At 60.0% G+C, this 22,600-nt stretch carries 20 protein-coding genes and 4 pseudogenes; 10 read left to right on the top strand and 14 right to left on the bottom strand.

What is annotated here, in order from left to right:
* Positions 1–30 precede the first annotated feature (30 nt).
* From adhP to ACFHWW_RS24800, 6 genes are all read right to left on the bottom strand, one after another.
* Positions 31–1,059, bottom strand: a complete 1,029-nt coding sequence (adhP, locus tag ACFHWW_RS24825) for an alcohol dehydrogenase AdhP (RefSeq protein ID WP_379941426.1) — start codon at positions 1,057–1,059, stop codon at positions 31–33.
* A gap of 70 nt (positions 1,060–1,129) precedes the next feature.
* Positions 1,130–1,801 (bottom strand): CBS domain-containing protein, encoded by a 672-nt coding sequence (locus tag ACFHWW_RS24820; protein WP_379941424.1) that lies wholly within the window; start codon positions 1,799–1,801, stop codon positions 1,130–1,132.
* Positions 1,802–3,009: 1,208 nt separating this feature from the next.
* Entirely contained in the window at positions 3,010–3,795 is a 786-nt protein-coding gene (fabI, locus tag ACFHWW_RS24815; protein WP_379941422.1) for an enoyl-ACP reductase FabI, read from the bottom strand.
* A 16-nt stretch (positions 3,796–3,811) separates the two neighbouring features.
* Entirely contained in the window at positions 3,812–4,996 is a 1,185-nt protein-coding gene (locus tag ACFHWW_RS24810; protein WP_379941420.1) for an acetate/propionate family kinase, read from the bottom strand.
* A 4-nt stretch (positions 4,997–5,000) separates the two neighbouring features.
* A complete protein-coding gene (locus ACFHWW_RS24805; protein WP_379941418.1) occupies positions 5,001–5,960 on the bottom strand; it encodes a phosphate acetyltransferase in 960 nt (319 codons plus the stop codon).
* Between the two features lie 20 nt (positions 5,961–5,980).
* Positions 5,981–8,182, bottom strand: coding sequence for a DUF3141 domain-containing protein (locus ACFHWW_RS24800; protein WP_379941416.1), 2,202 nt, complete (start codon positions 8,180–8,182; stop codon positions 5,981–5,983).
* Positions 8,183–8,911: 729 nt separating this feature from the next.
* On the opposite strand from ACFHWW_RS24800, the pseudogene ACFHWW_RS24795 reads away from it, so the two are divergent.
* The 3 genes and pseudogenes from ACFHWW_RS24795 to ACFHWW_RS24785 all read left to right on the top strand — a co-directional run.
* A pseudogene (locus tag ACFHWW_RS24795) lies at positions 8,912–9,214 on the top strand (calcium/proton exchanger); the annotation flags it as partial.
* A 23-nt stretch (positions 9,215–9,237) separates the two neighbouring features.
* A complete protein-coding gene (locus ACFHWW_RS24790) occupies positions 9,238–9,912 on the top strand; it encodes a VIT family protein (protein WP_379941414.1) in 675 nt (224 codons plus the stop codon).
* A 400-nt stretch (positions 9,913–10,312) separates the two neighbouring features.
* A complete protein-coding gene (locus ACFHWW_RS24785; RefSeq protein WP_379941412.1) occupies positions 10,313–10,576 on the top strand; it encodes a helix-turn-helix domain-containing protein in 264 nt (87 codons plus the stop codon).
* A 139-nt stretch (positions 10,577–10,715) separates the two neighbouring features.
* Here the strand turns inward: ACFHWW_RS24785 and ACFHWW_RS24780 are convergent, their stop codons facing one another.
* Positions 10,716–11,108 (bottom strand): DUF1214 domain-containing protein, encoded by a 393-nt coding sequence (locus tag ACFHWW_RS24780; protein ID WP_379941410.1) that lies wholly within the window; start codon positions 11,106–11,108, stop codon positions 10,716–10,718.
* A 413-nt stretch (positions 11,109–11,521) separates the two neighbouring features.
* On the opposite strand from ACFHWW_RS24780, the gene ACFHWW_RS24775 reads away from it, so the two are divergent.
* Positions 11,522–11,992, top strand: a complete 471-nt coding sequence (locus ACFHWW_RS24775; RefSeq protein ID WP_379941408.1) for a hypothetical protein — start codon at positions 11,522–11,524, stop codon at positions 11,990–11,992.
* Here the strand turns inward: ACFHWW_RS24775 and ACFHWW_RS24770 are convergent.
* Positions 11,989–12,288, bottom strand: a complete 300-nt coding sequence (locus ACFHWW_RS24770) for a hypothetical protein (protein WP_379941406.1) — start codon at positions 12,286–12,288, stop codon at positions 11,989–11,991. The genes ACFHWW_RS24775 and ACFHWW_RS24770 overlap by 4 nt on opposite strands.
* A gap of 982 nt (positions 12,289–13,270) precedes the next feature.
* Entirely contained in the window at positions 13,271–13,633 is a 363-nt protein-coding gene (locus ACFHWW_RS24765) for a hypothetical protein (RefSeq protein ID WP_379941404.1), read from the bottom strand.
* A 142-nt stretch (positions 13,634–13,775) separates the two neighbouring features.
* Here ACFHWW_RS24765 and ACFHWW_RS24760 point away from each other — a divergent pair.
* From ACFHWW_RS24760 to ACFHWW_RS24745, 4 genes and pseudogenes are all read left to right on the top strand, one after another.
* Positions 13,776–14,032, top strand: a pseudogene (locus ACFHWW_RS24760) (hypothetical protein).
* Between the two features lie 419 nt (positions 14,033–14,451).
* On the top strand, positions 14,452–14,811 hold the full coding sequence (locus ACFHWW_RS24755; RefSeq protein ID WP_379941523.1) for a BA14K family protein: 360 nt from the start codon (positions 14,452–14,454) through the stop codon (positions 14,809–14,811).
* A 130-nt stretch (positions 14,812–14,941) separates the two neighbouring features.
* Positions 14,942–15,203: pseudogene (locus ACFHWW_RS24750) on the top strand (hypothetical protein).
* Positions 15,204–15,322: 119 nt separating this feature from the next.
* Positions 15,323–15,649: a hypothetical protein gene (locus ACFHWW_RS24745; RefSeq protein WP_379941402.1), complete on the top strand. Its 327-nt coding sequence runs from the start codon at positions 15,323–15,325 to the stop codon at positions 15,647–15,649.
* Between the two features lie 178 nt (positions 15,650–15,827).
* On the opposite strand, the gene ACFHWW_RS24740 is transcribed toward ACFHWW_RS24745, so the two are convergent.
* From ACFHWW_RS24740 to ACFHWW_RS24720, 5 genes and pseudogenes are all read right to left on the bottom strand, one after another.
* Positions 15,828–16,061 carry a hypothetical protein gene (locus ACFHWW_RS24740; protein ID WP_379941400.1) on the bottom strand — a complete coding sequence of 78 codons (234 nt, stop codon included), beginning with the start codon at positions 16,059–16,061 and terminating at the stop codon, positions 15,828–15,830.
* Between the two features lie 8 nt (positions 16,062–16,069).
* Positions 16,070–16,327, bottom strand: coding sequence for a hypothetical protein (locus ACFHWW_RS24735; RefSeq protein ID WP_379941399.1), 258 nt, complete (start codon positions 16,325–16,327; stop codon positions 16,070–16,072).
* A pseudogene (locus ACFHWW_RS24730) lies at positions 16,308–17,677 on the bottom strand (alpha/beta hydrolase). Before ACFHWW_RS24730 ends, ACFHWW_RS24735 begins: the two are co-directional and overlap by 20 nt.
* An 814-nt stretch (positions 17,678–18,491) precedes the next feature.
* Positions 18,492–19,826, bottom strand: coding sequence for an ISNCY-like element ISRm17 family transposase (locus tag ACFHWW_RS24725; RefSeq protein WP_379941397.1), 1,335 nt, complete (start codon positions 19,824–19,826; stop codon positions 18,492–18,494).
* 144 nt (positions 19,827–19,970) lie between these two features.
* Complete coding sequence (locus tag ACFHWW_RS24720) at positions 19,971–20,918, bottom strand: LysR substrate-binding domain-containing protein (RefSeq protein ID WP_379941395.1); 948 nt, start codon at positions 20,916–20,918, stop codon at positions 19,971–19,973.
* 126 nt (positions 20,919–21,044) lie between these two features.
* Here ACFHWW_RS24720 and ACFHWW_RS24715 point away from each other — a divergent pair, with 126 nt between their 5' ends.
* Both ACFHWW_RS24715 and ACFHWW_RS24710 read left to right on the top strand, forming a co-directional pair.
* Complete coding sequence (locus ACFHWW_RS24715; RefSeq protein ID WP_324764875.1) at positions 21,045–21,437, top strand: RidA family protein; 393 nt, start codon at positions 21,045–21,047, stop codon at positions 21,435–21,437.
* Position 21,438: 1 nt separating this feature from the next.
* The gene (locus tag ACFHWW_RS24710) at positions 21,439–22,575 is read left to right on the top strand and encodes an NADH:flavin oxidoreductase (protein ID WP_379941392.1); all 1,137 of its coding nucleotides are present in this window, start codon (positions 21,439–21,441) and stop codon (positions 22,573–22,575) included.
* The last annotated feature ends 25 nt before the right edge of the window (positions 22,576–22,600 follow it).

Below are 22,600 nucleotides of genomic sequence, written 5' to 3'. Positions count from 1 at the left end.
GCCTCCCCGTCAAAATCCTGTTATGCAACGTTACTGCAGTCTCATGACTATGCGGCCATCGATCTTGCCTGCTTCCATGCGATGGAAGATGTCGTTGATGCTCTCCAGGCTTTCCCAGGAAAAATGAGGCGTCACCTTGCCCTCCGCCGCGAAGATGAGCGATTCTTCGAGGTCCTGGCGGGTGCCCACGATCGATCCACGCACGGTTATGCGCTTCAGGACTGTTTCGAACACAGGCAGGGAAACCATCCCGGGGGGGAGGCCGACAAGGACCATCGTCCCCTTCGATCGCATGAATTCGAAGGCCTGTTCCATCGCGGCGGGAGAGACCGCGGTCACAAGTGCTCCATGAACGCCGCCGTTGGTGGCTTTTGCCACTTGCTCAATGGCATCGTCTGCCTTGCCGTTGACGGTAATGTCGGCCCCGAGTTGCCTCGCCAGGGCGAGCTTGTCCTCGAATATATCGGCAGCTGCGACGTGCATGCCCATTGCCTTCGCATATTGCACTGCCATGTGGCCCAAACCGCCGACACCCGAGACGACTACCCACTCACCGGGACGGACTTCCGTTTCTTTCAGCCCCTTGTAGACGGTAACCCCAGCGCAGAGAACGGGGGCAGCCGCTCCGAACTCCAATCGATCCGGAAGGTTGCCGACGAAGTCGGGATCCGCCAACCCGAATTCCGCGAAAGTGCCATTCACCGAGTATCCGGTGTTCGACTGCGTCGCGCACAAGGTCTCCCAACCGGTCCGGCAATAGGGACAATAGCCGCAGGCGGTGTGCAGCCAGGGCACTCCAACCCTGTCACCTTCCTTCACTCGTTTCACGCCTGCGCCCACGGCAGCGACGAAGCCGACGCCCTCATGCCCTGGAATGAACGGCGGGCTCGGCTTTACGGGCCAATCGCCGTTCGCCGCGTGCAGATCGGTGTGACACACGCCGGTCGCTTCATATTTCACGAGTATCTGGCCCGATCGAGGAGTTGGGACCTCCACGTCCTCGATGGTGAGCGGTTTGCGGAACTGCCGAACGACGGCCGCCTTCATCATCTGTGCCATTTTCAATTTCCCCTAATTTCGTACGACTTCAGCGACGCGTTTCGGGGTCGGTATTGATTAGGCGAGCGAGCTAATTAGTATAAGGATCTGGGAAATGCTCTACCACGCCCCGAACGCCGTGAACGCCTTCAGCGAGGATGCGCGCTGCTTTCCGGCAAGCGGCCGACTCGACCTTGCCCCAAAAATGCACGATGCCCTCGGTAACAGTAACGGTCAGATTCAACTCTTCCAGACCAGTGTTCTCGCCGAGGCGAACAAGGATGCTGCGTCGAATGGCTTCATCGCCGGCGGCCGTCTCGTCCTTCTTAGCCGAAAAAATTGCCTGCAACAGGTCGGCGCGGCTGACGATGCCGACCAGTTCTCCATTCCGCATGACGGGAATGCGCTTAATGCCAAGTTCATGCATGAGCCTTGCGACACGCGCAAGGGACGCATCTTCGTCGATGGTAACGGGATCGGCGGTCATGACGTCGCCGACTCTCCACGAGCACCGCCTCACAAAGGCGCTGGCTCTATCATCGGGGGCAAGTGTCATGTCGACCATCAAGGCCGATGCTTCACTGCAGAGTTCCGTCCGGCGGATCAGGTCGCCCTCGCTGATGACGCCAAGCAACCGCCCTTCGTCGTCAACGACAGGAATGCCGCTTACGTGATGCTCGAACATCAGCTTGGCTGCCTGTCTGACGCTGTTGTCAGGAGACAGTTTGATGACCTTTGTCGTCATCACATCCTTGACAAGCATATAGATCAAACTCCGGTAAGAGCACCCGGTTCACTAGGGAACCCTTAAGTTAAACCTGCCTCCACTCAGCCCAGCGACGATCAAACCGTGGCTCATCAAGATTCCCGGTCTGGTGGCGAAATCCTCCCCCCTCGACGCATCCGGCGTGAAACGAGTCACTGTCGAAAAGATGTCTCTCGCCGACGTGGTCGAACAAAAGGTAAGCTAAAAGAAACCGGCCGGCATTGACTGCAATCAATATGCACACTTGCCCCGGCAAATGGGGACCTTGTAGGAGCTAATTTTGTCGAAACGTGTTGCCAGACGCTTCCCGACGGCGTCGCCCAGTGGAGCTGACGCGCGGAACCGACCCCGGGTGGATCGTGTTTGTCAAAGACACCTCGCCCACCGAACTCAGCCGCACCGGAAGCGCATTCGGCCCGTCTGGACGTGACAGAGATCAATACTCGAAAGGCAGCTGTATGTGATATCAAAGACTGGGACCGCCCTCCGCGGCTCCGCGGAATCTGGCCGCGGTCCCGGCTGGCACGCAAACGCCGCCGACCGGCCGGCGTCGTGACACCGAAGAGGCTGATGTTCTTCAATGAATGATCGGGGCGGGGTGAAAACGGCGAAGACCACCGGACGTCCATATGTTATGTGAACTGCACGTTCTTGTCACGATGACAGCTAAGGGGATCTCCATCTGGCGGACCACCGATGTACTGGCAATCGCTGCAGGAAGGCCGGTTGACCGGCTTTTTTGCGCCTACGTCCCGTCCGACATGAATATTGGGGAACATTCTCTCCATCGTGGTGTTTTTCTTGTTTAGGACCGGCGACATTTTAAAGCCCGATAGGGACGTGGCGACGCGTATCCGGCAAGTAACGGCGACCGATTACAACGTCGCTTTTCTCCGACCACTTACCGTGTTCAGAATCAGACCCGAGCTCCCAAAGAACATAAGGGTTCTCCTCGTGACTGTTCCTGTATTGGTGCAACAATTGGGATGATCGACGACAGTGGCCGTCTGCTTTCAATTGACCAGTCCGAGCGGCCTTACAAGGTGGAGGGCATCCACGCCCGCTTGCATGATGCTCGTGCCGACAGCCGCGACATCCCTGCAATTTATTCTCCGCATTCATCTATCCGGTCGGCCCGATCGAAAGAAGCCAAACACCACTGAATCGTTGGCATCAGGAGGGTTTGGCACCGTGTCGGTCGGACATCAGTCAATGATGTGGTAGCCACCATCGACGTAAAGCACCTGGCCGGTTATGAGCCGCGCTGCATCGTGCGCGAGAAACGCCGTCGCCATACCGACGTCATCGATATCGACGAGTTCGCGCGTCGGCGCCTTCAGCTTCGTCTTTTCAAGCAGTGCGTCGAATTCAGGTATGCCAGAGGCGGCCCTAGTGGCAAGCGCCCCGGGGGATATGGCATGCACTCGGATGCCCTTGGCGCCGAGTTCGGCGGCCATGTAGCGGACGGCGCTTTCGAGCGCCGCCTTCGCGACGCCCATGATGTTGTAGTTTTCCACCACCACCTGTGACCCGTAGTAGGTCATGGTGAAGAGCGTGCCGCCATTCTTCATCAACGGCTCCGCGAGCTGGGCCATACGTATGAAGGACCAGCAGGATATCTCCATTGTGGTCAGGAAACCCTCTCGCGGAGCGTCAGTGACGCGCCCACCAAGCGTGTCTTTCGGAGAGAAAGCGATCGAGTGGACGAGGAAATCGAGCTCTCCCCAAACCTCGGTGACGTGCTCAAAGACCGCTTCGATCTGGCCTGGCACAGCAACGTCTAGAGGTAGGAAGATCGGGGACTCGAGCTCCCGCACCAGCGGCTCGACATGTGGCTTTGCCTTGTCGTTTAGGTAGGTCACCGCAAGCTCCGCTCCGAGGGCGCGAAAGGCCCTGGCGCAGCCCCAAGCGATCGATCGATCATTGGCAATGCCGACGATTAGGCCCTTGCGACCCTCGAGAAGCTTGGTCTTGACGGTGGGAATGGACATCGGCTTGCCTCCTGGGTCAGGCGTTGGGGGCACTGATGAGCGCGAGCGTGTGACGCGCGATCATCAATTCCTCGTCGGTCGGAATGACATGCAAGGCGATGCGGCTCGCAGCCGTGGAGATCAACATGGCGCCAGCCTCGTTCGCCGCCGGGTCGAGCTCCGCCCCGACCCACGCGAGGCCCTCCACGATCCGTGCCCGAATACGAGCGGAGTTCTCGCCGACGCCAGCCGTGAACACGAAGGCATCGACGCCGCCCAATGCCGCCGCGAGCATTCCCGCATTGAGAACGCATCGATACACGAAATGCGACATAGCAAGTTGCGCATGGGGATCGTCGCTCGCGAGAAGATCGCGCATGTCGTTTGACAGGCCGGAAAGCCCTTTGAGACCGGCATCGTGGTAGAGCAGATCTGAGACGGCTTGCGCGCTCATGCCCTTGTGGATGATCAGATAAAGGATGACGCCCGGATCGAGCTGGCCTGGCCGGGTTCCCATCGGCAGGCCATCGAGCGCTGTGAAGCCCATCGTGCTCTCGATGCTGCGGCCGTCTCGCAACGCGCACATCGAAGCGCCACTGCCGAGGTGGGCAACGATGATCCGACCGCGCGCCACCTTCGTCGCCACCTCGCGCAGCCGCTCGGCGACGAATTCGTATGAAAGTCCGTGAAAGCCGTAGCGCCGAATGCCCTGATCGTAGAAATGTCTTGGCAGCGCGTAGCAATCGGTGTGCTCCGCGTGGCCCCGATGAAAGGCCGTGTCGAAACAGGCAACCTGCGGCACGTCCGGGTTGATTTCCATGGCGAGCCGAATCGGCGCCAGGTTGTTGGGCTGGTGCAACGGCGCGAGATCTTGGTAGCTCGCCAGACGGTCCAGTACGCCCGCGTCTATGAGAACGGGCCGCACGTAGTCCGGCCCGCCGTGCACGACGCGGTGGCCGACGGCGCACAGCTTGAAACCTTCCAGCGCCAAGAGCCAGCTGCGCGCCTCCGCGATAGCAGTGGGAAGATCGCGGACGGCGGCGCGGTCAAAGGCGCGTTCAATGAGCTGGGTCCCATCGGCTGCCGTCGCCTGTAGGCGCGGCCGCGTGCCAATGCCGTCGATCTTCCCACGGATCTCCCGTTCCAGGCCCATGCCGGCGATGCTGAAAACCTGGAACTTTAGGCTCGATGAGCCGGCGTTGATGACGAGGATCGCGTCCATGGAACTAGACCGCCGCTGCTACTTGTGCCACGCACCGCCGGGCCGCGAAGAGCGCGGCGACTGCGCAGGAAGCGAGGCGGGTTCGCACTGAGTCGGACCGCGACGTCAAAACGATCGGCACGCGCGCGCCGAGAACGATACCGGCCGCGTCGGCATGGGAAAGAAAGGTCAGATTCTTGGCGAGCATGTTACCGGCCTCAAGGTCTGGCACAACGATGATCTGGGCGTGGCCAGCAACCGGCGACCTGATGCCCTTGATGAGGGCCGCCTTCGGGTCGATCGCGTTGTCAAAGGCGAGTGGCCCGTCGATGAGACCGCCCGTAATCTGGCCACGCTCCGCCATTTTGCAGAGCGCCGCCGCTTCGATTGTCGAAGGAATCTTCGTCGTGACCGTCTCCACCGCCGAAACGATGGCGACGCGCGGCTCACCGAGTCCGATCGTCACCCAGAGGTCGATCGCATTCTGCACGATGTCGCGCTTGGCTTCGAGATCCGGGAAAATGTTGATTGCAGCGTCCGTGATGAAGAGCGTGTCGGCATGGCCGGGGACATCCATGACGAAGACGTGGCTGATCCGCCGATCGGTCCTGAGACCGGTAGCGGAGGCGGCGACCGCATGCATCAGTTCGTCGGTATGCAGGCTCCCCTTCATCAAAAGCTCGCCCTTACCTTCGCGAATGAGCGCGACCGCCTTGGCTGCCGCGGCGTGACTATGGGGTGCGTCGACGATCTCTCGGCCGCCGATTTCCAGTCCGTGCTCGGCCGCCACATAGCGGATCTTCGCTTCCGGTCCCACGAGTACCGGCTTGATCAGCCCCATTTCCGCCGCTTCAAGCGCGCCGCGCAGCGAAGTCTCGTCGCACGGATGGGCAACGATCGTGGCTGCCGGCGTTTCGGCCTGCGCGGCGGCGATCAGGCGGTCGTACTTGGACGGCTCGGCCGTCAGTGCAGTCATCTCGGACACTTGCGGAACCTCCTAACGGTTCAATCAGGATGTCTTGCGTTCGCGTGCAGTCGGGCCACGAATGGCACCGTCTCGCCACCGAGGCCAAAGAGGCTCTCGACGCGCTCCATTCGTTCGGCAGCCGCCCCTGTAATCGCTCCAGATGCCTGCAGCACGTCACGCAGAGCGTTGAAGAGGGAGCGACGTTCTTCAATGTCTTCCGGCAGCAGTTTCGGAATTGCCGCGAGTGCCGCTTCCTCGTCGATCAGCAGTATGAAGTATTGCTTGCGCAGCAGCGCCTTAAACTCCGGAAGCGACAACTGGCTTGCGGTCGGATGGGCGCGCCGCAGCCGGCGGATCGCCTCGAACCCTCGCTCGTCGGCACCACCGCGCGCCTGTCCGACGAACAGCAGGGCCCTGGCGAGGGCCTCTCGAAGCCCACCCGCAGCAATCTCGGCTCTGAGCGAAGCGATCCTTGCATCGAGGAGCGCCTCGTGCAAATGGCTCTTCGCCGGCTTACGCGGCCGGCGGTCGGATTTGCTGTCGATTCCAAGCGAGGACTGCAGCAGAGGCGAGCCGTAGACAACGCGGAAAGTCTCTTCCGAAAGGCGCTCCATTGTGCGGCGCCAGGTCTCCAGCCCGTCGACAATTTGCTGCGACATATTTTCCTGCAGCGCCTGGAATGGGTTCTCGGCGGCTGTCGGCTTGCGGTTGTCGCGAACATGCTCGGCCGCCGCCTCTATCCAGGCGACGAAGGGATTGCTTGGGCCGAAGACCTCGTACTGCAGGCGCAGCGGATGCATGCGTCGCAACGCCTCGGCCATCCGCGGTGTCACCATGGCCCTGACCGCGGGTTGCAGGTACGTGCGGTAAAGTGCCAGATTGATATCGGAGACCTTCGCGGCTGCGGCGAAGCGACGCTCGTCTTCGAGATCGTTGCCGCCGAGCGCTCTAATATCTTCCAGCGTTCGTGCCTCGCAGCGCATCACCCACTCACCTACGATCAAGTCACTACCCTCGGCAACTTCGCTCACGGGCTCCAGCACCGCTTCATAGAGACCCGGCGGCAGCACATCGATCAGATCGATGTTGGACGCGAACTCGTCGTGCTCCTTCTTGGCGACGCCTGCGGAGACGAAGATGCCAAGATGGCCAACCTTCTCGTGTATGGCATAGACTATGGTCTGGCCGTGGGCGCGGATTTCGTCGACGCTGTCGTACAGGTCCAGGATCCAGTCGAGAGCCTGCTGGGGCGGCGTGATATTGTCGCCTTTCGAGCAGAAGACGACGATCGGCGAGTGAATATTGCGCAAGTCAATGGCGGTGCCATCAGAGGTGCGGATCTCTCCGGCCGCGAGCTTGTTGCCGACGAAGAGTTCATCGACGATGAACTGCATCTCCTCGGCGTTTAGCCGCACATGCCCGCCCCACCAGCGCTCGAAACCAAGGTAGCGCTCAGCCTCGGTGTCTAGCTTCGAGTAAAGATTGTACTGCTTGGTCCAGAAAGTATTGGCGGGGTTCTGGTTCTCGAAATTCTGGACCAGCCACGCGCCGTCGAATATTCCGGCGCCGAGATCGCCGGTAAGCGCCGTCATCCAACTGCCGCCGAGCAGGCCGCCGGAATAGCGCATCGGATACTGTCCTCTGACCCCTGCCCAATATGAGAGTGGCGTACCCGCGATGATGATCGGTCCGAACAGCTCCGGGCGCAGGGATGCGAGGATCATCACCGCCCAGCCGGCCTGGCAGTTGCCGATCACGCAGGGTTTGCCGTCGGCTTGGGGATGGCGGGCAATGACCGTTTCGAGGAAGACCGCTTCCGCGTGGGCGATATCCTCGATCGTCTGGCCGGGAACAGGTTCTGGAAGGAAACCGATGAAATAGCACGGGTGGCCGGCCTTCATCGCCACGCCGATCTCGCTGTCTGCTTTGAAACCACCGATTCCAGGTCCGTGGCCGGCACGCGGATCGACGACGACAAAGGGCCGTTTCAACGGGTCGATCACCACTCCGCCCGGCGGAACGATGCGGGCGAGCGCATAATTCGCCGGCCGGGCGAGCGTGCGGCCGTCTAGAAGGAGTTCTGCATCGTAGTCCAATACATGGGGCGCGGTGCGCGTGGTGTGTTCCTCGTACTGTTCTGCACGCTGGCGCATGATGTCGAGAAACAGGACTGAGCGCTGCCAGGCATCGAGCGAATAGGCGAAGATATCTGCGAATGTCGGGATGGTGGGCTGAGGCATAAATCCACTCCTCGGCTTGACCGAAGTTCGGTCCCAATCTCTGATTGCATGTAAAGCAATGCTCCCTGTCAGGCATTGATCTCTATCAAACACATCAAATTGGATTGAATGGCAATTTCCCCACAGGGAGATCGCTGGCCTGGGCCGGCCCTCTACAGCCATCCACCCCTGAAGCCGGCGGGGCGCAGTCCGCTGAAGACCGGCGGACATCGTCAAACCCTTGTTGTATCTCGCCAGCGAAGGGGATGCAAACAGTCTCCACACCCAGCCGAGGGTGAGTGTGGGGCCGTGATCGCAGGCCCAGTTCGAATCGGTACGCTCGTATAGCGCCATAGCAAGTTGCCGAATTTCCATTTCATCGGCCGTGTCCCGAGCGAAATAGGTGGCGCGGACAGAGCAATCGTCGAAAATTCGCATCGCCGGACCCGGCGCCAGGTTTCAATTCGGGGGCATGGATTGTGCGCCCTATTTCGCCGAGGGCGGACGATCCCGAGGACGTCCATCGTCATTTGGCGGGAAATGGCACCTTGAAACGTCCCGTCTGGTCCATGATCGTCTTCCGCACGCACAAGTACTGGCCGCGCCGGCGGAGATCGACGGCAAGAAATGGGAGAACTGGCGCTCGCACCGGCGCAATAAGGGAGCGCGGTATAAAGCATCCGTAAGAAGGGCTGGTGAATGGACGGACCTTCTCATTTGAAGGAACAAGGTACAATAATGCTTCCCCCCGCGGAGATGACAACCGCGTTCTCCGCGGCACGGAGGGACCACCTCGACTTGAGTGTTGGTATCGCACTTGGCAGTGCAGCCCAGATCGCTCTGTTCGTGGCGCCCGTATTGGACTTGTCATCTATGCCATTCGCCCGGCGCCGATGAGCTTGCAATATTGGCGAGGTGGCAATGATGTTGATTGCGAGGATGGCGGCAACCCTGCTGTGCAACGGCGGACGCTCGGCCTAGTATCATGGTCCTCGCGGTGTTTATTATCTTTGGCCAACGTTGTTTCTGCTGCCGCCCGGCGGGGGACAATAACCGACAGTCGAGGCAAAGCCGTAATGGACAGAGCAACCCCAGATGCCGGCGCCAACGCATCTTTTCGTCGCGTGCTCGACCCGGTAGATCGCGCAAGCGAGATTCTCTTTGGATTAATCATGGTGATGACTTTCACCAGTTCCCTCAGCGCCGCGCAAGCCGGCAGAGCGGATGTCAAGGCGATGCTCATCGGAGCGCTCGGTTGCAACCTGGCGTGGGGCATCATTGATGCGGTTATGTTTTTCATGAGTTCGATGGCAGAACGAAGGCTCTCCGAGCGCACATTTCAAGCCGTACGCGCCGCAGATAGTGCGATTGCCGCCCGAAGGATCATTGCAGACGCGCTGCCAGCCCTGGTCGTGCCGGCGCTTTCGGCTGGTGACCTCGATCGGATTCGGTTGCATTTAATAAGTTTGTCGCGGGAGGAGGTGCGCGCGCGGCCTCGAGCGCAAGACTTTGTTGGCGCATTGGCTGTATTCCTGTTGATCTTTCTACTTACCTTTCCGGTCGTCGCACCCTTTTTGTTCATAACAAACGCTGTCATCGCTCTCCGCGTCTCCAATGTCATAGCCATCGCTTTGCTATTTTCGACCGGTTATACCCTTGGCCGTCATTCGGGACATCCATGGCGTACCGGGCTTTTGATGGTCGCTGTCGGATTGACCCTGGTAGCAATAGCCTCAGTCTTGGGTGGATGACCAGCGCCTTAGGAGCGGATGGGGCGGGGATTACCCATTTCGAAGACGAACCTACAACGCTGTGCGTCCGTTCAGTCGTATTGAACGCCGTGTCGAAGGTCGTCCCCTCGCCCGATGTCCTTCAGGCTACCTGCCGATCGGTGCTTTTCCAGGTTTCTCGTTTCTCCTGGGCGTTGGGCCGCTGTTGGAGCCTTCTGACACTAGCCGGCGACCGAGGCCGCACGTTGGCGCCACAGTCGCACAGGAAGTTGCGCGCATGTTCGCGCTGCAATGGCATCAGGACGTGCTTGCCCCTTATAGATATTTGCGGGTAGGAGCGACCATGGCGATGCCGAGATCCAAAGCGCCCAGGCCTGGCCAGCCAACCATTTTCGGTCGCTAATCCGGTCGACGAGATGATTTGGCGGTTGAAACTCGCCGAACGCACGTTCACGCGGCGCTCACCGCCGCAACTGGCCATGCGCCTATCGCCTACGTGCAGCGCCTGCGCATCGAAGACGCCAAACGCAGGCTGGAACGTACGAGCTCGCCGGTCGACGAGATCAGCTCGCGCGTCGGCTATGAGGACGCCTCGTTCTTTCGCTTCCTGTTCAAGCGCATCACTGGGATGACGCCGGGCGCCTACCGCCGCCGGTACCAGATCCCTGCGTTCGCCCGAGGGTAGATCGGATATTCGTCTTGCACGACTGTGTCACCAGTCTGGCCACGTTATACCAGGCAGCCACCGCGACGGCATCAACGGCTTGAGCCACGCAAAGATGGTGGCTTGCCATGCACTCCGTTTCTTTTTCTCATCCGTAGAGTCAATGGCTGAGTCGTCGGCGGCCCATTCCACCTTCCAGGAACTGCTCGCCCGACGCCCCGGACAGAGCACGGCAAGCCGCGGCAGCATTATCGACGCTCGACGTTCGGGAAAGTGTATGTATTGTCCAGGATCGGCTGCCCAGGCACATAGGCGCGATGATCCGCGCGAACTGGTCCTCCGGCGCCGGCAGCCAATTGGCTTTCGCCGCGTCAGCAGGCTCCTCATGCGACAATGTCAAGGTAAGGGAATCGTCTCCCGCGACCGCTAGCTCTTTAGCGTCAAGGCTCACGGTGCCAATGTTTGTACGACCGTTAGGCGATTTCGGCAGCATGAGATAATCCTTGTCATACCTCGTCAGCCGCCCCGCGTACGAGTAAAGCGCCTTTGGCATCGGGTGCCCGGATAAAATTCGTCGCCTCTCGGTAGTCGTTCACGTAAATTTAGATGACGGTGCCCTAGGGTCAGGACCTATAAACTGGGCGAAAGACCCGGATGACAGTCTCGATCCTATTGCGTCAGATCGGACGTTGGCCCAACAAGACGCCTGAAGCCGTCCCAACCCGAGTCTGGTCCTCCGTATCCACCCCCTCCCAGAAGATTCTTGGAATGCCTGGTCGACAGATGAGCTGGAGATCAGAGTGGTATGTCGTCGGTGGTTGGGCTGCATGCACGTCTTTGACAGCACGGTAATCAGCCGGGAAAGTCCACATTGACTCCGTGCATGGTAAGAACATATTGCGAATGATCGGTGGCGATGCGGCGCCAATTCAGCAATCAGGGGCGGCAACGACGAAGGCGCGCATCATGCGAACACTTGAAGATGAAATAGGAACCGCGATCGAAATCGATCTTGCGGTAATGCCTCCGCACCAAAGGCGGGCCTATGCCGGCCTCGACCAGTATCGCTGTCCCGTCGAGGTGCGCGGCGTCCAGGAGCTCGCCAGGGGTATTGCCGAATCCTTCGGGGCCTTTGCCATCTTCGATGTGGAGACGGTGTTGCGGTCTCCGGCGATCGCGCCATTCGTTACGCAGACGCTCTACGCGATCCCGCTCGAACTGAGGCGGGCCGCCTGCGACCGCGACCGGCTGAAAGCAGAAGGCGCGCGAAAGGAGATGGCGCGGATAATCTCGGCCGCACTTCTGGCGCGATACCATTTCGAGCCTTTGAAGCACGTCGGCGCCTCCTGCCATCGGAATTGGGAAGAGGCCTTCGAGCAGCAGTTTCGCGCCGGCCGAGGAGGATCAAGCGGACGAGTGACGTTTCGGGCTTTCTAAAGCGGGTCGAGCGAGGCAGCTCGGATCTTGAGATAGCTTTCACTCGACGACTCACCCTTAAGCCTAAAAGCGATCCGCGCGGCATAGCCGCCTGGGGGCAAGATGCCGTGTAATGTTCCTGCCAATTTTCCCTTCTCGACCACGTCAACTTTAAAGACCATGTACTGATCAGGATCCGGATTCATTATCCCTAGTGCAGTATCTCCATTTCCAACAGGCCTTTCTCTCAAAATCTGAAAGCGACTGACATCGGCGCCCTTCGTGAAATCCCAGTCACTCTCGTTGACAATGTCCATGTGGAAATTTCCAATGAATATCCGCCTTTCCCAGTGCGCCTCGTGGCTAGGGCGTCCTCGCAGCCTGTAAAATCTCGTCTCTTCGTGGCCTGTATTGCTGTACACCAACACTCGAACCATAACATCTTGTTCGCATGTGTTTCTTAGCATGACATGTTCAGCGAGGTTTGCTCCCTGGGGAACAACGCAGGCAGCAGAAGCTGCATCGATGCTGTAAAGCAAGAGCGTCGCGGCAGATATGCTTCGAAACGATTTCATCCGAAACTCCTTCTTAAAACTACATACGCCAGGCATTTCGGCGTCGAAACGGATAAGCTGAAATCCAATACTTAAAAGGAAAGCGGCCCAGGTGCCGCTGGCGAGAGTGCATTCACTCGAGCGGTACTTGAAATAGATGAACCCATGACACGAGGCTTCTCCATGTAGCAACAAGAAGGATAAGGACCCGACCGTACGCCGGCAAGGGCGGGAACCTCATGACGGTTGACGTGTTCACCTGCCGTGGGAGTCTGAGGAGAACAATGAAATGGACTCGCTCAATGTGGCCGGTATCCTAGTACTGCTTATTGTCATTGCACTGTTCGCCTCCGCATGGATCGCCCTTTGAGACGCGGCCCTCACTTCGCAAGCGCCAGCCTGGTTAGTTTTTGGGAACCATCAGCTAAGCCCGCGGTTAGAGGACACCGCTGACTAAGGCGGGCTGCTGATGGAAAATTAATGTGACGTTCTCCAGAACTGCTAGGCAGCACCCTTTGTAGCTTCAGGGTGCTGCCGTTTTTGTCAACAGATCTGAGGCTTCGTGAGGGACCGCGGCAAGGCGCGAGGAAGAAGACTTGGAACTAACGCCGGGGCAAGGAGTTCATTAGCAGTCGCTTTGCCCTGAAGCGGCTATTTCAGCGAGGTCGACTTTATCCCTTCACACTTCACCTCGTCGGCCCGCCAGGCAGCGTCTCTCGTTCCCCTTCATAGAGGCGCTGCCATCTCACCGCAGCAGCTGAGCCCCGTCGCGCTGGCTGGCCTCGATGCGCTGGGGGATCTCGCGCATCACACGCGTATTGATCGAAAGGCTGTTGAGCGTATTCTCGACGGCCTTCATTGAGGTGGCCGCCTCGGCCGCCTGCTTCTCCACCGCCGGGATCCGGAGCTCGTGATTGTCGATCTGCCGGAGAGACACCTCTGCCGCCGTCAGGCGCTTGTCGAGGCGATCGATCGAATTGGCCTGCGAGTCCTGATTGGCCTTCACCCTCTCCCAGGTCGCGCCCCACGCTATGAGGCCAGCGAAGCCGAATATGATGACCAGGGTGTTGAGGTTATATTCAAAGCGCCATTTCGGAGTTGCGACCATCTTTTCGGTTTCCTGTGTCAGCCAAGCCCCTCCCCTCGTAGTGTAATGCGATTTACTGCTGCGCTTCGCCGTGGCGGGCGCATTCCCACTTCGTCCACACCGAAGCGGCGCAGATGCCCACGACGGTCCGGTCAATCCTCCGCTGATCTTCCGGCGTCGCGCCGCACGGCTGCTACTGGCCGCGCGCGAACTGCGAACAACACTTGGATGACTCAAGACTTCACATTTCTGAAGCTATGCACAGTCTATGAAGAGGCGTGTCTACGACGGGATGTCTTGCGATGCGCGCCCCAAAAAGACGACCGGACGCTACTTCGGTCCGAGAAGAAGTGCGACAGCCTACAGGCGGCTGCAATAGCCTACTTGCTCGAGCATCAGAAGTTCTCGGGCGTCACTTGACGTTCGAAACACGACCACTCGAATGCCGGCAGCTCCTCTTCGACGCTCGGCTGCGGTCGCTCGCCGGCGGGCACCTTCCCCAGCTCGGCCGTGGAATAGGTCTCCCCGTGCCGGAGCCAAACGAAGAGCGCGTCTGTCGAAAACGGTGCAGAGTCAGGCGGGCTAAGCCGCACTGGTTAATGGCAGCTCACAGTGTTCAGGCCTAAACTGGAACTGGGTCGTCTCGCCCCTCGTAGGCGGCCGGGAGGCTCGTCACCGGCCGCAGCCCTTGACGGGCCTCGCCATTGATCCACATTCAGTTGAAATGGGAACGGACATGGGACGACAGGCCCATCGATCGTTTTCTCCGAGCAGAAAGGGTGAGGTCTGTGAAAGCTTCAGCAACGCTCGCCTTTGCGGTGATTGCCGCAGCGATAGGTATGCTGCCGGCGCAAGCCCAGACGTGCAGCTTTTGCGTCGGCAGTCCCATGGGCAGCAGCAACCACAACCTCTTCATCGAGAGGGAATACCGCGACTTCCTGCAGCAGCGATATCCGAACTACGGCTCCCGCTATCGCGGCAGGGCTCCTGATATCAGCGTAGGCCCCGGTGCGAGGGTGGGAGGCCCTTTGCCCAGAGCGGTGGACAGATCGCGCCCGCGCCAGAGGCAAAGGGTCCAATTCGACGCCAACGCGCATCTTCGCTGGTGCCAGGAACGCTACGCCTCGTATCGCTTATCAGACGATACGTTTCAGCCCTTTGATGGCGCACGCCGGCCGTGCAACTCACCTTATAACTGACATGCTTCGAAGCGCGGCAATGCCGATCAAGCTCATTACCCGCCGCGGTCCTTTTATGGGGCAACGTAGTGGAACTTTTTCCTAACAGCTCCATTGAGGCGAATTGGCCTCGCGACCGAAAGCAAACGCCATGGATACACAGAAGGCAGGGATGGACCGTTTACTTTTGGCTGCGCCGGAGTTGCGCGACAACTCTTGGATTTATCGAGATTTTTGGTTTCTGAACCTGTGTCTGGTCTTACGAGTACGCGTGCAGGCGGCGTGATGTTCTTCGCTGCGCCCCCGAGAAAGATGATCACGCTCTGCTCAATTCGGAGAAAAAGTGCAAGAGCCTAGAGGCGGCTGTAAAAGCCTACGTGCGCCAGCGTCAGATAAATTCCGGCATGATCTGAAAGCTGCAATCGAGAGCGACGGGAAGAGCTTCCGGAGCCATGAGTCTCCGATTTTTGTTTGTGCAAGAGCTGGATGAACGGTATGCCGCTACTGCGAACGCTCGTGGATAGGAGCACCCATGAACGGCAATGAAGCGGGCGAGCATCCGGACGAAGACGATATGCTGCGCGACCAGATGAACTCGGGAATAGCCTTCATCCGGGCGGGTAAAGCACGCCTCAAGCTCGCCCTGCCCCGTTACCGCGACAAAATCCCGAGCACCCACCGGCTGGCGTTTCAGAGCCTTTGTAAAGTTTACGAGGTCACTGCTTTAACGCGTGACGAGCTCCGCAAGGAGATCCCATGCCGTGAGGATCTGTTGGCGGAATATGAGGGGCTCTGCCGCCGTATCGAAGCCGATGCGGTCGCGATGCTAGATGGCGAGAAAAGCGATCGCTGGTCTTAACGCGCCCAGGCTTTGCGCGCAAAAAGGCCCCTTCTCTCTGAACGAAAGAAGAGGCCCGGGTCTGAGCGTTCGAATTCACAGACGCTTTTATTTACGTACTAAGCGCGGTTGATGCAATCGAAGATCGCCGCGCCAGGAGGCACGGCTTTATCCATGTCCTGCCTCTGGAAAAGATCGATCAGAAACCGGGCAGCAGGCCCTGGCGGCGGGTCGGTACGATAAACCGCTTGAAGGCGATATGGCCCGCCTTTGCAGTCTGGCAGATTGAGTGTACGAGGCGACCTGATTCGATGTCATCTCTCACCATTGGTTCGGGCATGTTGCCCCAACCAATGCCTTTCTTGAGGAGCATATGCTTGGCTTTCAGCGCGTCGCGGGCGGCAGGAAGCATGACGTCCAGCGCAAGGTGCACCTCCGGCTCTACGCCGCGGAGCATGCTTTTACTTTTGCCCTAACATTGTCGGTGCCATGGGCGACGCTCTTGGCTTCGGCGAGGACCTTCCTGCCCTCCAAAGTCAGCTGCGGCTTCTTCGTCGAGAGCCGGTCGAAGAGCGTGACACCCAATTGCGTTACGAGGTTGGCGATCGGATCCCCTAGTCGGCTCTCAGGACCGGAGCTGCTCTTCTGCAGGATCGCTTCGAGGTCCCGAAAGCGATCATCACAGGGCCTGCTGGACATCCGATACCCGCCAGAAAGGCCGTTTGATTTCGATGATTTGGCGACGGGGATCGCCCGCCTTCGCTCTGTCGCGAATGAGCGCAACGAAGTCAGCTTTAACAGCGGGATCCGACAAGAAGTAGCTATGGCCAATGAAGCCGCCACCTGAAAACTCGATGAAATCGACTAAATCACCCATCTGAGACCCTGCCCATTTGGACGCCGCTTCGCTCCTGTTTTTGGGAAGCCTGTTGACAGCGAGCTGCCCCAGCCGCAAGGCGCTGCCGAAGAGCAGCGTTGATGCCCCAAGCGCCTTGTCGCCGGGCGACGAATAAACCGTGAGATGCAGAGGGCCTTGAGGCGGGACCGTGCTCGGCCTTGGTTTGCTGCCGAAGGCAAGATCTGGATCCGATACCCACGCGAACATTTTGGAAGAAGCCACGTCGAGATCGATATCGGGAGCGAAGAACACCACATTCGCGATCTTGTAGCGCTGCCACATTGAGGATCGGCTGACATAGGCTTCAATGCTGAGTTGCTGGACCACACTCGCGAGCACATCGGTTCCGCGACTATGCGCCAAGAGGTGAAGCCGCTCGACCCCTTGAGTTTCGGCGATGATGCGAATGGCTTTCTTAAGGTCCGCGACTGAAAATTCGCTCGACTCGCGGTCGATGTTGTAGCCAAAGAATAAGCCGCCGGATCCTCCAGCAGGCCAAGTCAGGACAACGCAGACAAACTGGTTCTGCAGCGACCTGCAAATCTCGCCTGTGGTGAGCGCGGCGTCGTCGAAGCTGTTACCGTAACCGTGAACAAAGACCACGACTTCTTTACGATCGGCTGCTGCGAGACGACGCGCGACTTCGGCCTGCAGCGATGCGGCGGCCTGGCCGTGGGCCGAGACAGCCGCCAGCGGGCGGCTCAGCCCGTTTGCGGTCGCCTCAATGCCGTAAGGTGTCGCCGGAAACCGGCTAGTTTCTGAAACCGCGCTGACACGCAACCCACTTTTGCTGGCAGGAGGCTTGCCTGTCGGCGTGATCGATACCGATCCGAAACTCAAGGACATGGCTCTTTCAGCACTATAAGACAATTTGCCGTCCGAGGTGGTTACAGGTGCGCGGTCGGTGATGTAGAGGAGGTCGAAGGTTCCGGAACTAGGGTGTGACCGCGTCGCCTGAGTGCTTTGCGACGCTGGGGAGTGAGTATCGGGCAGTGTTGCAAGGTCCACGCGCTGCGTAGCACAACCAGCAAGGCAGGAAAGCAAGATGAGCCCGGCCACCGCACTGCAAGATTGTATCATACGACCTTTCCAATATAGCTGGTGGATGTGCAGGCAAGAGAAAATCCAGAAACGCAATGGCTATTTAGCAAATGGTTTCTCCTCTGCGTTACCCTACCGTGCCTAGCAGCCTGCTTAACTCCATTCCGGCGAAGCACCTATACTCGCAACGAGTTTGCATAGACCACGGGAGCCTGTTTGGCATGCAAATGCCGGCGATCGCATTAGTGCAAACTAATGGCAGGTCGTACAAGTGTGGTGATCGGGCAAATCGGCGGGAGCATCGCGCGAACTGAGTCCAACCTATTCATCCGATAGATTATCCTGAACCTTCGCATAGCATGCCTCCTGAGGGTCGGCCCTTGAGATCCTCAATGGCGATTCCCCATGCGCCCTTGGATGAGTTGGTCCCGTTTCGTTACGCAGTCAAGTCGGCGACATAGAAGTCATAGTTATCAGTGATGGCGTGCTTGCGCCGCCGGCAGAATCTATGACGACAAACGCTGACACGAAGAGCCTCAACGCATGGGTCGACGATAGGCTTTTCGCGCACGGGTTAGAGTTGGGGTTGAGCCCTGGTTGGCTCCCGTCAAGCTATGCGCTGCATGGCATTGTAGCACCTGACCGTGGAAGAGCGTCGGGCGATGTCCGTGTCAGCAAGCGCTGAAGTCTAGTGTCGCATTTCTATCGGGCTGGCGGTGTCGCGCCTCTAGTCTAGTGCCCATCCATAAACGCCTGTTTTTCAGGGTTTTAGAGGTGTTTTGCTCGCTGACGCGGTCTTTTTTCGGGAGGCGTGATGGCACCGGGCTTGCAGGTTGTGGTCGAAGGGCGATTTGGCGGCGATAGGGTCGTGTGGCATCGGCCGGCGCTCGCGGCGTGTTCCTGAACGCGGCGCGATGACCGGCGTCAGGTCGGCCTGAGACGGGCGAAGAGGGCGAGATTGTATGCGACCACCGAGGACCAGACGTAGGTCTTGAAGTGGTCAAGCCCGCGCCAGGTGCAGCGGGCCAAGCCATAGGTTCGCTTCAGGCAGGAGATGCCGGCCTCGATGCCGGCCCGGAAGTTTCTGAGCTTTCGATACACCCAGCGGCTCCTGACCATGTCTTCGATCCTGAGGCCGCTCTTCTTATGGAAGGCCATGTCGCGCACACCCCAGGCCTTGGCCTGGCGCAGGTTTTCACGGCTTGCATAGCCGCCGTCGGCGGCCGCCTGCCGCGGCGCCTCGCCATAGAAGGCGATGTGGCGCTCCAGTAAGGGCAAGAGCCGCTCGCTGTCGGCCGGATTGCCGGCTTCGATGACGAGATCGAGGATCAGTCCGCTCCTGCCGGTGGTCAGATTGAGCTTATGTCCGTAATCGACGTCGCGGCTGCCCTTGACGATGATGTCGGCATGTGGTTCGAACAGGCTGACAAGCTTCTCGCCGGCCGGCACCGCTTCGCCGGCCAGCACCCGCCGCTCGGTCTGGGCGATGATCTGCGTGATCAGTGGCTGATAGTGGCGAAGCTGGGCCTGCCAGAGTTTGCCCGCCGGACCTGCCGCCAGCGGCAAGTGTGCCGCCGCCTGCTGCAGATAATCCAGGGTGTTCCGGGCGATCCTGAGCAGAGCGCGGTAGTGCTGAACCCGTTTCGGGCGACCGCGGGTATACTCGATCACCCGAGCCCGCTTCTTCGCCGCGCGGCAGTGATCGTGCCAGGGAATAGTGCTGCCCAGCGAATCCGCCTGCTGCAGAAGACGAACCATCACCCGCACGCAGTCCCACAAAAGACTGCTGTCGCTTGGTTCGTGGATCAGCGCCGCCGTGACGGTGCTGTCCACACGCACGATCTTGCCGCTTTCCAACCTTTCTTGCCGGGCGCTGGCCAGCAGCATTTTGTTGACCGCTTCCCAGGTGTCCGCCCGGATCGCGCTGATCGTCTTGTGCAAGACCGATTTTTTCGGGCTCCATCCCCATGGCAGCCGGGCAAAGGCCCGGAACGAGGCGGAATCTTCCAGATGAAACGCCAACTCCTGGTAGCTCAACTGGCGGTACTGTTTGAGAAGAGCACAGCGCAGCACCGCCTCCGACGGCAAATCCTGCCGGCCGGTCTCCGTGACCCCCTGTCGGCGCAGATCGGACGTCACCAAATTCAAAAGATCGCGATGGGCGTCCAGCCACTGCGACATCGCCTCCAACTCACGACCGATCTCGTGCTCGGCGAAAAGATCGAATATGCTGCCCTGGACGGTGCGTTCTTGGCGCATTGTCGGCTCCGGCGGTTGCGGGTTTGTCTTTAGAATCAGTGGCTTGATGCTAAAGTGTACCTAAAACCGCCGGGCCTTGCCCGCACAAAAAGCGCGTTTTCCGCAACAATTCCAAATACTTGCTGTTTATGGATGGGCACTAGTCTAAGCGCGAGGCTGGGCAAGCGACCGCCGGCCGAGTCGATGCTCCGTGCCGCCGAATTGCGCAATCACCCAGTCGCGCAGCACGCGCGTCGCAGGCCGGTCGGCCATGCGCGGGCTATAGACCAGATCGCAGCGGTCGCCTTCGAGCGACAGCTCGAGTGGCTGAACGAGGATGCCGGAGGCGAGCTCTTCCGCAACCAGGGTGAGGCTCAGCAGCCCGATCCCCTGCCCGGCCACCACGGCCTGGACCGCGTGGATTTCGTCGGTGAATGAAATTCCCGCGCTCGCGTCGACGTCGTCGACGCCGGCCCGAGCCAGCCATTGGCGCCAAACGGGCGCGCGCGGATCGTCGCGCCGTGCCGGACCCCAATCAAAGTGGATGAGCGTCGCATGCCGGAGATCGGCAGCGCTGGTCTGAACCAGGCGCGGCGCGCAGACCGGCGCGAAGCGATCCGCAAACAGCGGCTCCGCAACGAGCCCCGGATAGTTCCCGCCGCCGAAACGGATGGCGGCATCTGCATCTGCCTCCAGATCGATGGCCCGGTTGGAGGCGTCGAGCCGCAAGGTCCAATCGGGATACGTCTCGCGAAACGAACCTGCGAGCGGCGCCAGCCGCTTCGCGACGAAGGCGACGGTGGAAGTGAGCCGCGCCACCTGCCCCGCCTGCTGGCGGCGCACGTCTGCGATCGCCTGTTCGAAGCGGTCCAGGCCGTCGCGCAGCACTGGAAACAGCGTCTTTCCGGCGGCGGTCAGATGCACCTGCCGCGTTGCGCGCTCGAAGAGCTTGACGTTCAGCGTCTCCTCCAACTGGCGGATCTGGTGGCTGACGGCGGTCGCTGAAACGTTGAGTTCCTCGGCTGCGTCCTTGAAGCTCAGCCGGCGGGCAGCAGCCTCGAAGACCCGCAATGCCCCAAGTGGCGGCAGCTTTCTCATCACTTCCTCACGCATGAGTTCAACTCATCTATCGACTGAGAAATGCTCCTTTGTCAATGCGCGAAGGGACCGACATATTGCCCTGACCGAGCAAGGCGACAATGCCGAGCTGAGCAAAACTCAAGCATGAAAGGACACCCCATGTTTCTCGAACAGGTCGTCACGAAGCCGGACCCCTATGCGCCGTTCCTGCTTTCGCAGGCAATCAAGGCCAATGGCTTCGTCTTCGTTTCGGGTCAGGCGGCAATCGGCGACAATGGCGAGATCGTCGGCGAGGGCGACTTCGACCGCCAGGCCGAGCAGGCTTTCGGCAATCTCGATCGCGCCTTGAAGGCCGCGGGTTCCGGGCTCGACAAGGTCGTCAAGGTTACGATTTTCCTGCGCTCCATGGAGAATTTCGCAAAGATCGTAGAACTGCGCCGCAGATGGTTTTCCGCGCCCTATCCCGCCGACAGCATCATCGAGGTTTCCTCGCTCTATTCGCCAAAGGCGCTGATCGAGATTGAGGCCATCGCGCTCGACGGGAGCCGCTGATATGAACGCGCCGGCGATCATCCCCTCACCGGTCTTCACCGGCACAAGCCTCAAAGGTCTTGATTTCGCCAACCGCCTGTCGGTCGCTCCGATGACACGCATCAGCGCTTCGTCCGCCGGTGTGCCGGGCGAACGCATGGTGCACTACTATCGACGCTTCGCACGCGGCGGCTTCGGCCTGGTGACGACAGAAGGCATCTACACAGACAAGGCCTATGCGCAGACCTATTCGGGGCAGCCCGGCTTGACCGACCGGGAACAGGCGGAGGCCTGGGGCCGCGTCGTCGATGCGGTCCATGCGGCCGGCGGCAGGATCTTCGCGCAACTCATGCATGGCGGCGCGCTGTCTCAAGGAAATCCTCACCGTTCCGGTACAGTCGGTCCCTCGGCCGTCCGCCCCAAGGGAAGCCAGATGACCGGCTACCGCGGCGACGGCCCCTATGCCGTGCCCCGCGAGATCAGCGAAGCAGAGATCGCCGCCGCGATAGAGGGTTTCGCTGGTGCCGCGCGCCTGGCGATCGAGGTCGCCGGTTTCGACGGCATCGAGATCCACGGCGCCAACGGCTATCTCCTGGATCAGTTCTTCACCGACTATACCAACCATCGCAAGGATCGTTGGGGCGGCGACATCGTCGCTCGCCTGAGCCTGTCCCTGGAAGTGCTGAAGGCCGTGCGCGCGGTCATCGGCCAATCCGTGCCGCTCGGCCTGCGCCTCTCCCAGGGGAAGGTCAACGACTTCCGGCATAAGTGGGCGGAGCGGGAACAGGGGGCGGCGAGAGTGTTCGAAGCACTGGCTGGCAGCCCGGCCAATTTCGCTCATGTGACGGAGTTCGAAGCCTGGCAACCGGCCTTCGAAGGCGGCGATTTCTCTCTCGTGTCGCTTGCCCGCCGTCATGCTCCGCGTCTCTTCCTCATCGCCAATGGCAGCCTGCACGATCTTGCGCGCGCTGAGCAGGTGATGAAAGCCGGAGCGGACATGATCGCGCTCGGACGCGGCGCGCTCGTCAACCCCGATTGGCCGCATCGCATGGCCGAACGCAGCGCATTGCGGCCGTTCGAACTTTCGATGCTCGCGCCGACCAGCGAAATCAAGGACAGCGAACTCGCCCTTGACATGAGGGCGCGGCGACCAGCCTGAAGCCAGGTATGCCGGGGCGGGATGC

Origin of the sequence: Sinorhizobium sp. P24N7 (assembly GCF_042436655.1) — a bacterium.
Lineage (GTDB): Bacteria > Pseudomonadota > Alphaproteobacteria > Rhizobiales > Rhizobiaceae > Sinorhizobium > Sinorhizobium meliloti_A.
Note: the sequence above shows the minus strand (reverse complement) of the source record. Positions and strands in the feature narration are given on the sequence as shown.